Raw genomic sequence first — 17,528 nt, 5'->3', positions numbered from 1 at the left:
GGGGTGGTGACAACAGCATCGTCAGGCAAAAAAGCGGACATGCCCCATGAAGATCATCGCAGGCCTTGGTAACCCCGGCGCCCAATATGCGGGAAACCGTCACAACATCGGCTTCATGGCCGTGGATGCGCTGCAGCGCCTGCCTTCCTTCTCGCCCTGGGCGCGGAAATTCAAGGCGGAGATTTCCGAAGGCGAAATAGGCGGTGAGAAAGTTCTGCTGATGAAGCCCCTCACCTACATGAACCTGTCGGGTGAATCCGTCGGCGAGGCCATGCGTTTCTTCAAGCTTGCACCGGCAGACATTATCGTCATCCATGATGAACTCGATTTGCTTGCAGGCCGCGCGCGCATCAAGACCGGCGGCGGCCATGGCGGCCATAATGGCCTGAAATCGATCGACGCCCATTGCGGCAAGGAATACCGCCGCCTGCGCCTCGGCATCGGCCATCCCGGCGACAAGGAGCGGGTGCATGGCCACGTTCTCGGTGATTTCGCCAAGACCGACCGCGTCTGGCTCGATCCGCTGCTGGACGCCATTGCCGACAATGCCGCCATGCTGGTGAAATCAGAGGATTCGCAGCTGATGAACAAGCTGGCGCTTGCCACCGGCAGCAAGCCGGAAACGGAAAAACCGGCCAAGGCGGCCAAGCCCGCCGCGCAATCCCACATCCATCAGGCGCGCAACAACGCCCAACCGAAAAAACTGCCGGAAACCGGGCCGATGGCGGAGATGCTGAAGCGGATGTTCGGCAAGAAGGATTGAGCGCAGATGTCTTCAGAGACCATGAGCCTTCGCGAAGCTGGCCCGGACGATCTGCCGAAACTGCTCGAACTTTACCAGGCGCTGAACCCTTCCGACCCGCAACTGACGGCGCAAGAGGCAAGCACGGTTTTCGCCGCCATGCTCGGCCAACCCGGCCTCACCGTGTTCTTTGCCATGGAAGACCAGGAACCCGTTGCAACCGCCACGCTTCTCGTCATCCCGAACCTGACGCGCGCTGCCCGTCCCTATGCCTTCATCGAAAATGTGGTGACGCTGGAAACCCGTCGCGGCCGGGGATATGGCCGCGCAGTCGTGCGCCACGCCATCGAGACCGCCTTTGCCGCAAATTGCTACAAGGTGATGCTGCTGACCGGCCGGCAGCGTCCTGAGGTGCATGCCTTCTACGAAAGCTGCGGTTTCATTCAGAACAAGACGGGTTTTCAGATCCGGCGGGATTGAGCATAAAACCGTCACTCCTCCGGCTCGGTGGTGAACATCAGCGGAAACCCGGCCTCCTTGCCAAGATCGTTCGCCTCCTTGGCCTTGGTCTCGGCAATGTCGCGCTCGCAGACAACGACGACCGCGCTTCCGAAGCGATGCGCCGTCATCATCACCCGGTGGCCGGTGTCCTCGCCCATGTGGAAGACGACCTTCAACACCAGGGTGACGAAGTCGCGCGGCGTATAGTCGTCATTCAGCAGAATGACCTTGTAGAGCTTAGGCCGCTCCAGCTTCGGTTTGACTTTCGGTTTCGGTTTGAGATCAACAGGACTGTCACTCATCATTGTCGCCCGTGATTGTCACTCAATTGTAGCCCATGGGGAAAATCCCCGTTGATGACGAAAGATCGGTTGCTCGACCGGCGCATATTGCGCCGCAACCGCAGCATCGACAACCCCAGCGCCGAACTTGCGCAGAATTCCGCGCCATTCGCGGGGCTTTGCCCGCCCAAATCGGCCCCCGGGCTTGACCTTGCCCTGCCCTTTCCGCAAAAGGCTCCTCAACGAATTCTTTCAAACGGACAGGTTTCAAGCCATGGGCTTCAAATGCGGTATCGTCGGGCTGCCGAATGTCGGCAAGTCCACCCTCTTCAACGCGCTGACGAAAACGGCGGCCGCGCAGGCCGCCAACTATCCCTTCTGCACCATCGAGCCCAACACCGGCGAAGTTGCCGTGCCGGACCCCCGCATGCAGCAGCTCGCGGCCATTGCCGGATCGAAGGAAATCATTCCGACCCGCATTTCCTTCGTGGACATTGCCGGCCTGGTGCGCGGCGCATCGAAGGGTGAAGGTCTCGGTAACAAGTTCCTCGCCAATATCCGCGAAGTCGATGCCGTCGTACATGTGCTGCGCTGCTTCGAGGACGACGACATCACCCATGTGGAAGGCCGCATCAATCCGGTTGGCGATGCCGACACGATCGAGACGGAACTGATGCTCGCCGACCTCGAAAGCCTGGAACGCCGTGTCGAGCAGACGCGCAAGCGCGCCACCAGCAAGGACAAGGAATCCTTGGCCCAACTGCCGGTGATGGAAGCCGTAATTGCCCTGCTCAACGACGGAAAACCGGCACGTCTGCTTTTGAAGACACTGGCGGACGAGGAAATCGAAATCCTCAAGGGCCTCAATCTCCTGACGTCGCACCCGGTGCTTTATGTCTGCAACGTCTCTGAAGCCGACGCATCCACCGGCAACGAGCACACCGCGGCTGTCGCGGAGATGGCAAAGCAACAGGGCGCCGAATGCGTAATCATCTCGGCGGCGATCGAGGCCGAAGTCGCGCAGCTTCCGGCCGATGAAGCCGAAGAATTCCTCTCAGCCCTCGGGCTCACCGAAGCCGGTCTCGACCGGTTGATCCGCGCCGGCTATCACCTGCTCGACCTCATCACCTATTTCACCGTCGGCCCGAAGGAAACGCGCGCCTGGACGATCGTGCGCGGCACCAAAGCGCCCGCTGCCGCCGGCGTCATCCATACCGATTTCGAACGCGGCTTCATCCGCGCCTTCACCATCGCCTATGACGACTACATCGCCTACAAGGGCGAAGTTGGTGCCAAGGAAGCCGGCAAGGGACGCGACGAAGGCAAGGAATATGTCGTCCAGGACGGCGACGTCATCCACTTCCGCTTTAATACCTGATCTGGTCTTGAGCGCGGCGGCGGTCACATCGCGTCTTTTGACGCGCTGACCGAAGTGACACAGACCTATGGCTTGTTTCTTCTCCCGGCGGGGGAAGATAGCCCGGAGGATCGGATGAGGAGGCAAGGCTGGCGAATCTCACGACCCTTGCCCCTCATTCCGCTATCGCGACCTTCTCCTCCTCTGCGAGAAGGCAGCATGCCGCACTCGCTCTCTCAATAGGATCTCCCTACGCCGCAAACGCACTCTCGATTTGACCTTTACGTAAAGGGAAAAATCATTTTAGATGCCGGTGACATCGACTAGGCAAGGGAGGAAGCCATGGCGCCGGTCGCGACATATGCCTATGAGGATTTTTCCGTTGGACGGGAATTTCCCTTGGGACCGCAATCGATTTCTGCAGCACAAATCATCGAATTCGCCAGCGAGTTCGATCCTCAGCCCATGCATCTGTCCGAAGAGGCTGGCCGCCAGAGCATTCTCGGCGGGCTGGCGGCATCCGGCTGGCACACCTGCGCCCTGCTGATGCGAATGATGGCGGAGAGCTATATCAGCAATTCGACATCGCAAGGCAGCCCCGGCATCGATTATGTCGACTGGAAAAAGCCGGTTCTGGCTGGCGATACGCTTTCGGGAAAATCCATTGTTCTGGAACAGCGCACCTCCAGCTCACGCCCCGGCATCGGCCTCGTGAAGTTTCGCCATGAGCTTTATAACCAGCGCGGCGTTCTGGTATCGCACGGCGAAAACACCGTGATGTTCCTGATGCGTGCGGACGGAGGCCTTGCGGCATGAGACTGGCAGAACTTTCCCCGATCGGCGAACGCGTCACCCTCGACACATTGCATTTTTCCGCCGAAGACATTGTTCGTTTCGCCCGCGATTTCGATCCGCAGCCCTTTCATCTCGATGCCGAAGCGGCGAAAAACAGCGTCTTCGGAGCGCTCTGCGCTTCCGGTTGGCACACCGGCGCTGGCTGGATGAAATGTTTCCTTTCCCATTGGGGCAAGGAAGTGAAGAGGCTGAAACAACTTGGCCTTGAACCGCCGAAACTTGGCCCCTCCCCCGGCTTTCGTGAACTCAAATGGAAAAAGCCGGTTTTCGCCGGAGACGACGTGACCTATTTCGTCACCTTGCTCGATGCCCGACCGCTGGAATCAAGAGCCGGGGTTTGGCTGAACACCACCTTCAACGAGGGCGTGAACCAGTCCGGAGAAACCGTGATGACCTTCCAGAGCGGGGTTCTGGAGTTCGAATAGCGGCTGGCCGAGATAGCCCGCGCGCGATACCCTCGGAATCGGCGTCGCGGCGGGAAGGCAAGAATGAACGATATCCTACAGGGTTATGCTGAAGCGGCAACGCCGGACTTGATTGCCAGGTTCGATGGACTGGATTGCCGGGAAATCTACGCACCGGTCATCGATCTGTTGCCGGTCACACCGGCCCGCGTCGCGGATATTGGCAGCGGCACCGGTCGCGATGCCGCCTGGTTTGCCGAATGCGACCATGATGTTCTGGCGATAGAGCCGGTCAAGGAACTGCGTGAACCCGGAAAGAGATTGCACCTCTCGTACAAGATAACCTGGCTTGACGACTGTTTGCCCGATCTGATGAAAGCGCGCCGTCACGGCCCGTTCGATCTGGTTACGCTGTGCGGCGTCTGGCACCATATCGATGACGAGGCACGGCAGACCGCCATGGAAAGCCTCTCGGAGATGACGGCAGAGGGCGGATTGCTGATAATGTCCCTGCGTCACGGCCCCGCACCCGAAGGCCGCCGTGCTTTTCCCATTTCACCAGCGGAAACGACGGGCAATGCAGCCCGTCTGGGGTTCACGTTGATACGACAGGTAGAAGTTGCTTCCATTCAGGCGAGTAATCGCGCCATGGGCGTCCACTGGACATGGATCGCACTACGAAAGACCGGACAAAACACCGGCCTGTCGCAACATTCCTAGCCGGAAACCGGCCTCAATGGCCTGAAAACTCCACCAGTGTCCGCACTTCCACACCGAGGTCCTCCAGCTTCCTGCGGCCGCCGAGATCGGGCAGATCGATGACGAAGCAGGCCGAAACGATTTCCGCGCCCATCTGCCGCAAGAGTTTCACCGCACCTTCGGCGGTGCCGCCGGTCGCGATTAGGTCGTCGACCAGAATGACTTTTTCGCCCGGCTGCACGGCATCCACATGCATTTCCATCTCGTCAACGCCGTATTCAAGGCTGTAGGCCACGCGCACGGTGGTGTGCGGCAGCTTGCCTTTCTTGCGGATAGGCACGAAACCGGCGGAAAGCTGGTGCGCCACCGCTCCGCCCAGAATGAAGCCACGCGCTTCCATGCCGGCGATCTTGTCGATCTTCGTTCCCGCATAGGGCTGCACAAGCTCGTCCACGGCACGGCGGAAAGCGCGCGGATTGCCAAGCAGAGTCGTGATGTCCCTGAAGATGATGCCCGGCTTCGGATAGTCGGGAATGGAGCGGATGGCAGCGGAAAGCTCCGAAGCGATAACGGTCATGGTATTTCCAGTTAGATTGGGAAATGGATCAGAAGGTTCGGGCCACCCTATCAACTTGGTGGCTGCGGACCAACTAAAAAGGACCGCCGCTCATTCCTGCCCCGACATTCCCTCGATCCGCGCCCAGACCGGGCAGACATCCGCGAAGGAATGCGACAGAGGCCGTAGCGCCTCGTCATTTCTGTCGTCAAAAGAGCCGGAAACGAGGGCGACAGTCGGTACATCGTCTATGGCGCCGAGCGTGCTGCCGCAGACTGCGCAAAACGCACGGCTGGAATAATCGGAAGACCGGAAAACCATGGGCGCACCGCCCTCTCCCGTCCAGACCACTGCATCGCTCGCAAACTCCACCCAGGCAAGGCTGGAAGCGCCGGAGTGCCGCTGGCAGATATCGCAGGAGCAGCTGTGCGGATTGCCGGGTTCACCCGTGGCCTCGAAACGGACGGAACCGCACAGGCAGCCACCGCTCCGGACTTTCGCCATTTCTCATCCTCCTTCGACACATGAAAAGGCCCCCAGGGCAGGACCATGGGGGCCAATGATTGCAGGCATTTGAAGCCGCTCAATGTTCCTTGTTGGCGTAGACCGATTTCTTGGTGAGATAGATCAGCGCCGTGAAGATGAACAGGAACACCATGACCATGAAGCCGGTGCGCTTGCGTGCTTCCAGATGCGGTTCTGCGGCCCACATCAGGAAAGCGGACACGTCCTTGGAATATTGATCCACCGTCTGCGGCGCACCGTCGTCGTAAGTCACCTGATCGGCACTGATCGGCGGCGCCATCTTCAGCGCCACGGCACTGGCGAAATACGGGTTGAAATGCGTGCCTTCCGACACTTCAACGCCGGCGGGCGCGTCCTGGTATCCGGTCAGCAGGGCATGGATGTAGTCCGGGCCGCCTTCCTGATAACCGCCGATGATCGGAATCATGTCGATGACGAACTGCGGAAAGCCACGCTCCACGCCGCGCGCCTTGGCAAGCAGCGACATGTCCGGTGGTGCAGCTCCGCCATTGGCAGCAGCAGCCGCTTCGTGGTTCGGGAATGGCGAGGGGAAATGGTCGGAAGGCACAGCCTTGCGATTATACATTTCGCCGTCGGCGTTCGGCCCGTCCTGCACTTCATATTCCGCAGCAAAGGCCTTCACCTGCTCTTCCGAATAACCGAGATCGCCCAGCGTGCGGAAGGAAACGAGGCTCATCGAATGGCAGGCAGAGCAGACTTCCTTGTAGACCTTCAGGCCGCGCTGCAGCTGGCCCTTGTCGTATTTGCCGAAAGGTCCGGCAAAAGACCAGCTCTGCTCCTCGGGCTTGATGACCGGGAAGTGCCCGCCGGCGATCGCATGCTCGGTCTTGGTGGCGAGATCGTGGCTCTCCTCCGCCGCAAAAGCGGCGGCGGAACAGCCGATGGCAGCGATAAGCGCGATGCTCGTTACAAGCTTCTTCATTGTCGTCATCCTTCCTTCGCGCTCAGACTTGGGCGGCCGCTGGCGCGGCAGTCTTCTTGGCGGCGTTCTTTTCCAGAACGGCCTCGGTAATCGAATTCGGAATACGCCGCGGCGTTTCGACCAGACCGAGGATCGGCATGATGACGAGGAAGAAACCGAAGTAATAAAGCGTGCCGATCTGCGACATGATGACATAAAGGCCTTCCGCCGGACGCGAACCCAGCCAGCCGAGCAGGATGGCGTTGACCACGAACAGCCAGAAGAACAGCTTGTACCAGGGACGATAGACGGCGGAGCGAACCTTCGACGTATCGAGCCAGGGCAGGAAGAACAGCACGATGATTGCGCCGAACATGACGAGAACGCCACCGAGCTTGGAATCGATCGGCCCGATATTGAAGGTGATGGCGCGCAGCATCGCGTAGAACGGCAGATAGTACCATTCGGGCACGATATGCGCCGGTGTCTTCAACGGATCCGCCATGATGTAGTTATCAGGGTGGCCGAGGAAGTTCGGCATGTAGAAGACGAACCACGCATAAGCGATGAGGAACACCGAAACACCGAGTGCATCCTTCAACGTCGCATAGGGCGTGAAGGGCACCGTATCGGTCTTGCTCTTCACTTCCACACCGGTCGGATTGGTCTGGCCGGTCACATGCAGCGCCCAGATATGCAGGATGACGACACCCGCAATCATGAAGGGCAGCAGGTAGTGGAGCGCGAAGAAGCGATTGAGCGTCGGATTGTCCACCGCAAAGCCGCCGAGCAGGAACTGCTGAATCCACTCACCTATGCCCGGGAACGCCGAGAAGAAGCCGGTGATGACCGTGGCGCCCCAGAAGGACATCTGGCCCCACGGCAGCACGTAGCCCATGAAGCCCGTCGCCATCATCAGGAGGTAGATCACGCAGCCGAGAATCCAGAGGATTTCGCGTGGCGCCTTGTAGGAGCCGTAATAAAGTCCACGGGCGATGTGCAGGTAAACCGCGATGAAGAAGAACGACGCACCGTTGGCGTGCATGTAGCGCAACAGCCAGCCGTGGTTGACGTCGCGCATGATCTTTTCGACGGAATTGAAGGCAACCGTTGTTTCAGCGGCGTAATGCATGGCAAGCACGACGCCGGTGAGGATCTGCACGATCAGCATGACAGCCAGCATCGCGCCGAATGTGTAGGCGTAGTTCAGATTACGCGGGACAGGATAGGCAACGAAGCTGTCATAGATCATGCGCGGCAAGGGAAGCCGCGAATCGATCCACCTCTCGATGCCGGTGGACGGCTGATAACTGGAATGACCACTCATAAATATCTGTCCCCTTATCCGATCTTGATCACGGTATCGGATGTGAATGCAAATGTCGGGATGGCGAGGTTCTGCGGCGCCGGACCCTTACGTATGCGGCCCGCCGTATCGTAATGCGAGCCATGGCAGGGACAGAACCAACCGCCGAAATCGCCGGCCTGGCCGAGCGGAACGCAACCGAGATGGGTGCAGGAACCGATCATGACGATCCAGTTTTCCTTGCCCTGACCGGCGGAACGGTCAATGTCCGTCGCCTGCGCGTCGGGGGCAATGTTGGCGTTGCGCGCCACCGGATCCTTGAGATCGGCAAGAGCGACCGCATTGGCTTCGCCGATTTCCTTTTCCGTGCGGTTACGGATGAAAATCGGCTTGCCGCGCCACTTCACGGTCAGCGACATGCCCGGCTCGACCGCCGCGACGTTTACCTCGATGGAGGCAAGCGCCAGCGTCGATGCGTCTGGACGCATCTGGTCGATAAAGGGCCACGCCACTGCGGCGGCACCAACGGCGCCCGTCATTCCGGTTACTAGATAAAGAAAATCGCGACGGGTCGGTTCACCCGAGGCGTCGTGATTGGTTACGTGCTCGCTCACCGCTACACCATCCTCTGCGCTGTTTTTGCCGTAAATCGCATGAGTCCCCCCGCTATGATTTGATCCAAGACAATCTCCGTCCCACCGTCTCGGTCATCCTCGCGGCGTTTGAGAAACCGCGTCATTCTGTTTGATCGCAAAATATTGACTGACTTGGCAAGAGCAAAGCACACAAAGCTGCCGTAATTCTGCCAGAAGGGGCGGATTTGTTTCTCATTTTTTCCTAAGCCCCGGCAAGCGGGCAACATTGTGCCCACCCTTGCGGCATGTTACGAGACATCAAGGGAGAGCTTGGAAAGCAGGGATTCGGATGACAGCGAAGCTCTCGTGCATGGTCTCCACGGTCGTGGCTGCCGTACTTTTCATCGCCAGCCTGCGTTATGTGACGGATTTCTGGCTTTTAGCCTTCGTCACCAGTTTCCAGCTTCACATCGCCTTCGTCTGTATCCTGCTGTCATGCCTGGTATTTTGGCTGACGCGTGACGCGATTTCCGCTTTCCTCATCATCTGGTCGCTTGCACTCGCCATCCACGCCGTCGCCATGCTCATGGAATTGTCGACAAGCGCCAATGCGGCACCTGGCGCCAGACCCTTCCGGCTGTTGTCCTTCAACGTATTGATGGATAACGCCGCCAATGCGGATGCGATTGCCGACAGGATTCTCGAATCAGACGCGGATGCGGTCTATCTGTTTGAGGCGGCTGCGCTGGAATCGGTTCTGCCGCGTCTGCAGCAAACCTACCCCCACAGGCTGGGCTGCTATGCGGGAACACCGACGTGTGATCTTTTGATCCTATCGAAGCGGCCGCTGCTGGAGGGCCGTTTCCATAGCCTCAGCGATCTGCGCCGCGACCGTTTCGCCATCGCCAGCATCGATTTCGACGGCACGAAGCTGACGCTCGCTGCAGGTCACATCACCAAACCCTATTTCGACGACTATCACCGGGACGAGCTGGACGAAGTCAGCGAAATTCTCTTTCGTGTCACCGGGCCGCTCATTCTGGCCGGAGATTTCAATTCGGCCAGCATCGCTCCCGACATGCGCGACTTCCTCGCCGCCAACGACCTGAAGAAAGCGCCATGGGAACCCGCCACATGGCCGACGAAGGCAGGTCGCTTCGGCATCGCCATCGACCATATCTTCGCCCGCGAACCGGCCACGCTCTTGAAAACCACCCGTCTGCCCGACAGCCTCGGTTCCAATCATTTCGGCCTGATGGCGGATTTCATGATCGGGAAATAGCTGGCGACAGGCCCTATTGGGCCGCCTCGTCCACAGCAAGGAAGCCGCCCGACTGTCGCGCCCAGAGTTCCGAATAAAGTCTGCCCTGCGAGACGAGATCTGAATGGCTGCCCTGCTCGACGATACGGCCCTGATCCATGACGATCAGCCGGTCGAGAGCAGCAATCGTTGAAAGACGGTGGGCGATGGCCAGCACTGTCTTGCCCTGCATCAACTCATCCAGATTGCTCTGGATCGCCGCTTCTACTTCCGAATCAAGCGCAGACGTCGCCTCGTCGAGGACGAGGATCGGCGCATCCTTCAGCATCACGCGGGCAATGGCGATGCGCTGGCGCTGGCCGCCGGACAATTTCACGCCGCGTTCGCCGACATGCGCGTCGAAACCCGTGCGTCCACGCTGGTCTTCCAGCCGTGCAATGAACTCATCCGCCTTGGCCCGGCGCGTCGCCTCCAGCAATTGCGCTTCGGTGGCATCCGTGCGCCCGAACATGATGTTGTCTCTGATAGAACGGTGCAGCAGCGACGTATCCTGCGTGACCATGCCGATATGGGCGCGCAGTGATTCCTGGGTGACTTTGGCGATGTCCTGCCCATCAATGAGGATGCGGCCTTTCTCAACATCGTAAAACCGCAGCAGCAGATTGACGAGGGTGGATTTGCCCGCGCCGGAGCGTCCGACGATGCCAACCTTCTCCCCCGCCTTGATATCGAGATTAAGATTGTCGATGACCCCGTTCGCCCGCCCATAATGGAAGCTGACGTTTTCGAAGCGGATACTTGGACTTTTCACGTCCAGCACTGTCGCATCCGGCGCGTCCACAAGGCCGATCGGCTGCGAAATCAGCTCCGCCGCATTCTGCACCGTGCCGAAATTGCGCATGATGCCGTTGAACTGCGTCATCAATCGCCCGAGCAGGAAGTTGAGGCGCAGAACCAGTGCCAGCGTGAAGGCGACAGCGCCGGAACTGATCTTGCCGGACAGCCAAAGGTCGATACACAGCGCCGCCATCGACGTGATCATCACACCCGACAGCAGCGCCATGGAGGCGCGCACACCGGTGATGAACCGCGTGAACGTCATCGTGGCGTTCTGGAAGATATCGAAGCCCTGCCGCATGTAGCGGTCATTGGCATCGTCGCGCCCGAACAGCCTGAGCGTCTGGATATTGCTGTACGCATCCACCATCCGGCCGGAAAGCATGGAGGCTGCCTCCGCCGTTTCTTTCGAATGGGAGCGGATGCGCGGCACGAAATAACGCGCCAGCAGCGAGAAGATAAGCACCCAGACGAGGACGACGACGGCAAGCCGCCAGTCCAGCCCGCCGATCAGCAGCAGCATCGAGACGGAGTAGATGCCGACGAACCAGACGCTTTCCATCAGCGAGGTGACAAGATCGCCTGCCGCCTGCCCGCCCGACCAGACCTTGGTGACGATGCGGCCGGAAAAATCATTCTGGAAAAAGGTCAGCGATTGCCGCGCCACATGCATATAGGATTGCCAGCGCACCAAATTGTAAAAGCCGGGCGTGATGATCTGTTGGTCCACCAGCGCGGTTACCATGGTGACGATAAAACGCACGATGCCGATCAACACCAGCATGCCGACGAGTTCGCCGCCATGGGCTGCCAGCAGTCCATCCCAGCCCTCTTCCGGCTTGACGGTCGAGAGAATGTCGACCAGCCGCCCGACGAACCAGAAAAGCGCAGCCTCAATGGCAGCCGTCAACCCGCCCAGCACCAGCATGGCAAGAAACGGCGCCTTGGCCTGCGAGATATAGAACCAGACGAAACCGGACGTCTTTTCCGGCGGCCGCAAATCGTCCTTGCGGGCGAAGGGCTTTATCCAGTTCTCGAAAAACTCGAAGATGCGGGTAATGACCATGATCCGGATATAGGCGGATTCCCGGAGCGGGAACAGCCGCAGAGCGTTCGGGAAGAGATTATATTTCGGTAACGTTCGGGAAATGAAAAAGGGCGAAGAATGTTCCACCGGGCTCTGGATAGACCCACTTGGATTTTGCGCACTCGCAGCATCCTCACTCCGTCACCAAGGACTAGATCCGGGGTAAAGCGCGATTCAAGTCTTTGATCGCGGGAGACTCCATTCACGGCGCAGACGCGCCGTGAATGGAAACCGGCTCAAGGCCGGCATGACGGAGGAGAGGTTTAACTCGCCTACATAGATAAACGCGAACCGCAAACGAAAGGGCGGGAAACCATGCTTCCCGCCCTTCGAGCTCTCCTTACTCGGCAGCCACTTCCGCCTCGTGGTCGGCTATGAAGCCGCCGGACTGGCGCCGCCATAGATCGGCATAGATACCGCCCATCGCCGCCAGTTCCGCATGGCTGCCCGATTCCACGATCTGGCCCTTGTCGAGGATGATGAGCCGGTCCATTTCGGTCAGCGTCGACAGACGGTGGGCGATCGCGATAACCGTCTTGCCTTCCATCAGCGAGAACAGATTTTCCTGAATCGCCGCCTCGACTTCTGAGTCGAGCGCCGAGGTCGCCTCATCAAGTACCAGGATCGGCGCGTTCTTGAGGAACACGCGGGCAATGGCGATACGCTGACGCTGGCCACCGGACAGCTTTACACCGCGTTCGCCCACCTGGGCATCAAGGCCCTGGCGGCCATGCATATCGACAAGCGTTTCCACGAAGTCCCAGGCATTCGCCCGCTTTGCAGCCGCGATCACCTGCTCGTCGGTGGCCTCTGGATGGCCATAGGCGATGTTGTCGCGGATCGAACGGTGCAGCAGCGAAGTATCCTGCGTCACCACACCAATCAACTCGCGCAGGCTGTCCTGCGACACCTTGGAGATGTCCTGCCCGTCGATGGTGATCTTGCCCGCTTCCAGATCGTAGAAACGCAGGAGCAGGTTCATCAGCGTCGTCTTGCCCGCACCGGATCGCCCGACCAGTCCGACCTTCTCGCCCGGCTTGATATCCAGCGTCAGCCCGTCGATAACGCCCTTGTTCTTGCCGTAGTGGAAGCGGACGTTATCATAACGGATCGCGCCCTGCGGTGCCGCAAGCTGCGGCGCCTTCGGAGCATCGACGATATCGTGCGGCTTCGTCATCATCGACATGCCGTCATAGACGGTGCCGATGTTTTCGAACAGCGAGGTGACTTCCCACATGATCCATTGCGACATGCCGTTGACGCGCATGGCAAGGCTTATGGCAATGGCAACCGAGCCGGCCGTGACCGAACCCTGCATCCAGAAATAAAGACCGAGCGAGGCCGTGGAAAACAGCACAACCGCATTGTTGAGGTCGATCAGGATGTTGAAGCCGGAAATCTTGCGCATCTGGCGGTGAACGGTTCCGAGAAACACGTTCATGCCCTCACGCGCATATCTTTCCTCGCGGCCCGCATGCGAAAACAGCTTGATCGTCGAGATGTTTGTATAGCTGTCGACGATACGCCCCGTCATCATCGAGCGCGCATCGGCCTGCTCCTGTGCGAGCCGGCCGAGCTTCGGCACGAAATAGGTGAGGATACCCATATAGATGCCGAGCCACACCAGCAGCGGAATGACCAGCCGCCAGTCTGCGGCCGCAACCATGAACAGCATCGAGACGACGAAGCTGATAGCGTAGACGAACACGTCGATCACCTTCAGCGCCACTTCGCGGATCGCCAGCGCCGTCTGCATCACCTTGGTCGAAACCCGGCCTGCAAATTCGTTGGCGAAAAAGTTCATGGAGTGGCGCAGCAGGAAACGATGCATCTTCCAGCGCGCGATCATGCCGAAATTGCCGGCAAGCGTCTGGTGCATCGTCATGGTGTGGATAGCGCCCATCAGTGGCAGCAGGAAGAGCACCAGCCCAGCCATGACAATCAGATGCCAGCCCTCATCGGCAAAGAACGTCTCGCGATTGGCCGTGGAAAGCCAGTCAACGATGCTGCCGAGGAATTTGTAGAGCATGGCTTCCGCAACGGCGATACCCATGGACATCAGGCCAAGCAGCAGGAGCCACGGCCATGCGGGCTGCACATAATGCCACACGAACGGCAAAAGCTTCTTCGGCGGCACAGACGGCGCCGAAGAGGGAAAAGGATCAAGGCGTTTTTCAAACCAGCCAAACATAGGCCAAGCTCCGGCAAGCAATCGCCCCATCGTGAAACGTGAGCAAACGCAAATATGGCTCACGACGGAACAGAAAAGTATTGGATATGGCCGCAACAGCCACATGACGAATCAGACTATGGGAAACGCGGTCGAACCGCGGGGGTAACACCTAGGCCAGCAGCAGCACTACTGGGGCCGGGAGGCGAATACGAATGTCATTTTGCATCAGAACCTCCCTAGCTGGTGTTGAAGATGTCGCCTTGTAGCGCAAAAATTAATCGTTGACCAGCCGCAAAGATGCCGAACGCGTCAGAAAAGCTCTCGATTGCGACCGATTCTGCCGAACGGGCGGAGATGACCCGCGAAGGTCTCCGCCCGTCGTGATGCCTGGATGCACAGCTTACTCGGCGGCTTCCTGCGCCTGCCCGAGCGCCTTGATCTGCGCCAGAGTATCGGCCAGCGTGGCCGAGGTGGCGGAATAAAGATCATCGTCCTGCACCTGCAGATTGCCCACATGCAGGTCGGTCAAATGGACGAAATTCGCCCGTTCGGACATGATATCTTCCTGTTTTTGCTGCGCGGGATCCGGATCGAAACAACGCCGATCCGACGCAACCGGATATGCCGGATCGGCCTGACGACACGATGGTTAATGGGTAGCCCGACTGTGTTGTCACGCGAATGAATACGGCACTCTTCGAAACGGTCCTCTCGGGCTGCATCTGTCACAAACCCGCCGCCCGTGATAAGCGCTCCGGCATTCCAAACGCGGTGAGAAGACAATGAGCGACATCAGACCCGAAATCAGGATTGCCCTCTACCAGCCGGATATTCCCGGCAATACCGGCACGATCCTGCGGCTGGCGGCCTGTCTCGGCCTCGGCGTCGATATCATCGAGCCGGCAGGTTTCGATATTTCCGACCGAAACCTGAAAAGGGCAGGCATGGATTATATCGCAGCGGCGGCGCTGACACGCCACGTCAGCTGGGACCGGTTTGAGGAGTGGCGCGCAACCACCGGCCGCCGCCTCGTTCTCGCCTCCACCAAGGCCGCCCTGCCCTATACGAAAATCGCCTATCGCCACGACGATATCCTGCTTTTCGGCCGTGAAAGTGCTGGTGTGCCGGACCACGTGCATGAGAAGGCGCAGGAGCGAATCATCATCCCGATGGTCGAGGGGCAGCGCTCCATCAACGTCGCAATGTCCGCCGCGATGATCACCGGCGAGGCTTTGCGCCAGACTGCATGGTCTTAAGCGCCTTTTTTAGCGCCATTTTTTCGTGCAAATACAAAAATTGACCGTTTTTGCTTCAAAACTGTCGCAACCCGGCCTGTACCGAAGGCTTTCAGGCTCCTATACTTATTAGCCGGACAACAAAAATCGCCCTCGCCGCAGCCATCCGCCGGCGGGTGTGAGGAGACGTCGCATGCAATCCACCATTGTCATCGTCAACCTTCTCGGCGCAGTCGCGCTGCTGCTCTTTGGTCTTGCCCAGGTCAAGGACGGGGTTACCCGTGCCTTCGGCATGAAACTGCGAAGTGTATTGGCGACCGGCACCCAGAGCGGCCCGCGTTCCTTCTTTTCCGGCTTTTTCGCCACTGTCGCGCTGCAAAGCTCGACGGCAACCGCGCTTACCGTCGCCTCCTTCGCAGAACGCGATCTCATAAAGCCGCGCATGGCGCAGGTCGTGCTGCTCGGCGCCAATGTCGGCACCGCCGTCACCGCCTGGATTGTCGCGGCCGGTGTGGAGTGGCTGTCGCCGCTGCTGATCCTCTCCGGTATCGTGCTCAAAAAGGGTAGCTCAAACGCCCGACAAGGTGGCGGAACCGCCGTCATCGGCATCGGCCTGATGCTTCTGTCATTGCATCTGTTGAGCGGCGCGACCGAACCGATGCGTGCCTCGCCAGCCCTTGGCGTCTTCATCGGTCTGCTTGATGGCGCATGGCCCGTCGCGTTGATCTTCTCCGCCGTGCTGGCCTTCGTCTCCTCCTCCAGCCTCGCTGTCGTGGTGCTTATCCTGTCGCTTGCTGCTACCGGCACGCTGTCCGCCGGTCTCATCATCGTTCTCATTCTCGGCGCCAATCTCGGCGGCGCCATTCCGCCGGTCATCGCCACGCTCTCCGGCCCGGCCTCGGCGCGGCGCATCACCATCGGCAACCTTGTGGTGCGCACCATCGGCTGCCTCATCGCCATGCCACTCGCATCCTATGGCGCAACGCTTTTGCAGCAATTGCCGCTTTCGCCCGCCAAATTGCCTGTTGATGCGCATCTCATCTTCAATGTCATTCTGGCAGCGGTTGCCTGGCCCTTCTCAGCCCTCATATCCGACCTGATGGCAAAGCTGGTGCCGGGCGATCCGAAAACCGAAGATGGCCCGAATTTCCTCGATCAGCAGGCGCTGGATACGCCTGTTGTGGCGCTCGCCAATGCCACGCGTGAGGTCTTGAGCGTCGGCGATGCTATCGAGCGCATGCTGATCCGCGCCGAAAACGCCTTCAAGCATAATGATCTGGCACCCCTTCAGGAAGTGTCCCTACTCGAAAAGAAGGTCGATCGCCGTCAGCAGGAGGTGAAGGTCTATCTTTCCCAACTGGGGCGCAAAGGGCTTGCAGACGACGAAGCGCGCCGTTCGATCGCCATCATCGATTACGCGATCAATCTCGAACATATCGGCGACATCATCGAAAAAGGCATTTGCGAGCAAATCCGCAAGAAGGTGCTGAACAGCTTCAAATTTTCCGACGACGGTTATGAGGAGCTGAAGACGCTGTTCGACATGACAATCGAAAATCTGCGGGCCGCCCAGAGCATTCTGGTGACCGGCGATTTCGATCTCGCCCGCCGGCTGATGGAAAGTAAGGTGGATATACGCCGCCTCGAAAAACAGTCGTCCAACCGCCATCTGGAGCGGCTGCGCGATGGGCTGACGGAAAGCATGCAGACGAGTTCACTGCATCTCGACATGCTGCGCGACCTGAAGCGCATAAACGCCCATATCGTGTCTGTTGCCCATCCCATTCTGGATGAAAGCGGCGTTTTGATCGAAAGCCGCCTGCGTTACGCCGAACCGCGTGCTTAAAGCTTAGTCTGCCGAAGGAAGCCGCCGCATGGTGAATTCGATGCGGTCGCCTTCCAGCTGCCGCCAGCTTTCCACTTCGGTCCAATAGGCGGCCTTCGGAAAACTGTCGAACCACTCGCGCGCCTTGGCACGGGCTTCTTCACGGTCGAGACAAAAGGTCTGCCGCACGAACATACCGTTGCGCATCGGATCGCCGCCGTCACTTTCACGCGCCTTGCGGTGATTGGCGATCCTGCGCTTCAGCCCGTCCAGGGGCGGCGGTCCGGCAAATTTCGTCATGATATTCACCTCTGGCACCTACATCGCTAAAGATAGTGCCCGCATGTGAACTTGGCGAGTCGAATTTGTGCGCAAGGCCAGCACCTG

The 17,528-nt window shown here is 59.2% G+C and carries 19 protein-coding genes; 9 read left to right on the top strand and 10 right to left on the bottom strand.

Going from position 1 to position 17,528, the window contains the following annotated elements:
* The first annotated feature begins 46 nt into the window (after window positions 1-46).
* Both pth and ASD46_RS17295 read left to right on the top strand, forming a co-directional pair.
* Complete coding sequence (gene pth, locus ASD46_RS17300) at window positions 47-763, top strand: aminoacyl-tRNA hydrolase (protein WP_003513491.1); 717 nt, start codon at window positions 47-49, stop codon at window positions 761-763.
* A 6-nt stretch (window positions 764-769) separates the two neighbouring features.
* Window positions 770-1,222 (top strand): GNAT family N-acetyltransferase, encoded by a 453-nt coding sequence (locus ASD46_RS17295; protein ID WP_025594151.1) that lies wholly within the window; start codon window positions 770-772, stop codon window positions 1,220-1,222.
* An 11-nt stretch (window positions 1,223-1,233) separates the two neighbouring features.
* On the opposite strand, the gene clpS is transcribed toward ASD46_RS17295, so the two are convergent.
* Window positions 1,234-1,545 (bottom strand): ATP-dependent Clp protease adapter ClpS, encoded by a 312-nt coding sequence (clpS, locus tag ASD46_RS17290; protein WP_003513495.1) that lies wholly within the window; start codon window positions 1,543-1,545, stop codon window positions 1,234-1,236.
* A gap of 253 nt (window positions 1,546-1,798) precedes the next feature.
* On the opposite strand from clpS, the gene ychF reads away from it, so the two are divergent.
* From ychF to ASD46_RS17270, 4 genes are all read left to right on the top strand, one after another.
* Window positions 1,799-2,902: a redox-regulated ATPase YchF gene (gene ychF, locus ASD46_RS17285; protein WP_003513497.1), complete on the top strand. Its 1,104-nt coding sequence runs from the start codon at window positions 1,799-1,801 to the stop codon at window positions 2,900-2,902.
* A 321-nt stretch (window positions 2,903-3,223) separates the two neighbouring features.
* The gene (locus ASD46_RS17280) at window positions 3,224-3,697 is read left to right on the top strand and encodes a MaoC family dehydratase (protein WP_025594153.1); all 474 of its coding nucleotides are present in this window, start codon (window positions 3,224-3,226) and stop codon (window positions 3,695-3,697) included.
* On the top strand, window positions 3,694-4,161 hold the full coding sequence (locus tag ASD46_RS17275) for a MaoC family dehydratase (protein WP_003513502.1): 468 nt from the start codon (window positions 3,694-3,696) through the stop codon (window positions 4,159-4,161). Before ASD46_RS17280 ends, ASD46_RS17275 begins: the two co-directional genes overlap by 4 nt.
* Window positions 4,162-4,224: 63 nt before the next feature.
* Window positions 4,225-4,860, top strand: coding sequence for a class I SAM-dependent methyltransferase (locus ASD46_RS17270; protein WP_025594156.1), 636 nt, complete (start codon window positions 4,225-4,227; stop codon window positions 4,858-4,860).
* Window positions 4,861-4,873: 13 nt separating this feature from the next.
* On the opposite strand, the gene ASD46_RS17265 is transcribed toward ASD46_RS17270, so the two are convergent.
* The 5 genes from ASD46_RS17265 to petA all read right to left on the bottom strand — a co-directional run bounded on the left by ASD46_RS17265 (window position 4,874) and on the right by petA (window position 8,762).
* Complete coding sequence (locus tag ASD46_RS17265; protein ID WP_019565208.1) at window positions 4,874-5,416, bottom strand: adenine phosphoribosyltransferase; 543 nt, start codon at window positions 5,414-5,416, stop codon at window positions 4,874-4,876.
* Between the two features lie 90 nt (window positions 5,417-5,506).
* Window positions 5,507-5,899 carry a GFA family protein gene (locus ASD46_RS17260; protein ID WP_025594158.1) on the bottom strand — a complete coding sequence of 131 codons (393 nt, stop codon included), beginning with the start codon at window positions 5,897-5,899 and terminating at the stop codon, window positions 5,507-5,509.
* A 79-nt stretch (window positions 5,900-5,978) separates the two neighbouring features.
* Window positions 5,979-6,863 (bottom strand): cytochrome c1, encoded by an 885-nt coding sequence (locus ASD46_RS17255; RefSeq protein WP_003513510.1) that lies wholly within the window; start codon window positions 6,861-6,863, stop codon window positions 5,979-5,981.
* Between the two features lie 22 nt (window positions 6,864-6,885).
* On the bottom strand, window positions 6,886-8,169 hold the full coding sequence (locus tag ASD46_RS17250) for a cytochrome b (protein WP_019565206.1): 1,284 nt from the start codon (window positions 8,167-8,169) through the stop codon (window positions 6,886-6,888).
* Between the two features lie 14 nt (window positions 8,170-8,183).
* Complete coding sequence (gene petA / locus ASD46_RS17245) at window positions 8,184-8,762, bottom strand: ubiquinol-cytochrome c reductase iron-sulfur subunit (protein ID WP_003513514.1); 579 nt, start codon at window positions 8,760-8,762, stop codon at window positions 8,184-8,186.
* Window positions 8,763-9,072: 310 nt separating this feature from the next.
* On the opposite strand from petA, the gene ASD46_RS17235 reads away from it, so the two are divergent.
* On the top strand, window positions 9,073-10,005 hold the full coding sequence (locus ASD46_RS17235; protein WP_025594160.1) for an endonuclease/exonuclease/phosphatase family protein: 933 nt from the start codon (window positions 9,073-9,075) through the stop codon (window positions 10,003-10,005).
* Window positions 10,006-10,018: 13 nt separating this feature from the next.
* Here ASD46_RS17235 and ASD46_RS17230 read toward each other — a convergent pair whose 3' ends face one another.
* The 3 genes from ASD46_RS17230 to ASD46_RS27485 form a co-directional block, all read right to left on the bottom strand.
* Window positions 10,019-11,995 carry an ABC transporter ATP-binding protein gene (locus ASD46_RS17230; protein WP_029658793.1) on the bottom strand — a complete coding sequence of 659 codons (1,977 nt, stop codon included), beginning with the start codon at window positions 11,993-11,995 and terminating at the stop codon, window positions 10,019-10,021.
* Between the two features lie 253 nt (window positions 11,996-12,248).
* A complete protein-coding gene (locus ASD46_RS17225) occupies window positions 12,249-14,099 on the bottom strand; it encodes an ABC transporter ATP-binding protein (protein ID WP_060642539.1) in 1,851 nt (616 codons plus the stop codon).
* 382 nt (window positions 14,100-14,481) lie between these two features.
* Window positions 14,482-14,637, bottom strand: coding sequence for a hypothetical protein (locus ASD46_RS27485; protein ID WP_174040987.1), 156 nt, complete (start codon window positions 14,635-14,637; stop codon window positions 14,482-14,484).
* Between the two features lie 226 nt (window positions 14,638-14,863).
* Here ASD46_RS27485 and ASD46_RS17220 point away from each other — a divergent pair, with 226 nt between their 5' ends.
* Together ASD46_RS17220 and ASD46_RS17215 are read left to right on the top strand one after the other, a co-directional pair.
* A complete protein-coding gene (locus ASD46_RS17220; protein WP_003513525.1) occupies window positions 14,864-15,337 on the top strand; it encodes a tRNA (cytidine(34)-2'-O)-methyltransferase in 474 nt (157 codons plus the stop codon).
* Between the two features lie 172 nt (window positions 15,338-15,509).
* Window positions 15,510-17,162: a Na/Pi cotransporter family protein gene (locus ASD46_RS17215; RefSeq protein WP_019565202.1), complete on the top strand. Its 1,653-nt coding sequence runs from the start codon at window positions 15,510-15,512 to the stop codon at window positions 17,160-17,162.
* A gap of 3 nt (window positions 17,163-17,165) precedes the next feature.
* Here the strand turns inward: ASD46_RS17215 and ASD46_RS17210 are convergent, their stop codons facing one another.
* The gene (locus tag ASD46_RS17210) at window positions 17,166-17,441 is read right to left on the bottom strand and encodes a hypothetical protein (RefSeq protein WP_013636608.1); all 276 of its coding nucleotides are present in this window, start codon (window positions 17,439-17,441) and stop codon (window positions 17,166-17,168) included.
* Window positions 17,442-17,528 lie beyond the last annotated feature (87 nt).

It is taken from the genome of Rhizobium sp. Root491 (genome assembly GCF_001427205.1).
In the GTDB taxonomy this organism is placed as follows: Bacteria; Pseudomonadota; Alphaproteobacteria; order Rhizobiales; family Rhizobiaceae; genus Agrobacterium; species Agrobacterium tumefaciens.
Note: the sequence above shows the minus strand (reverse complement) of the source record. Positions and strands in the feature narration are given on the sequence as shown.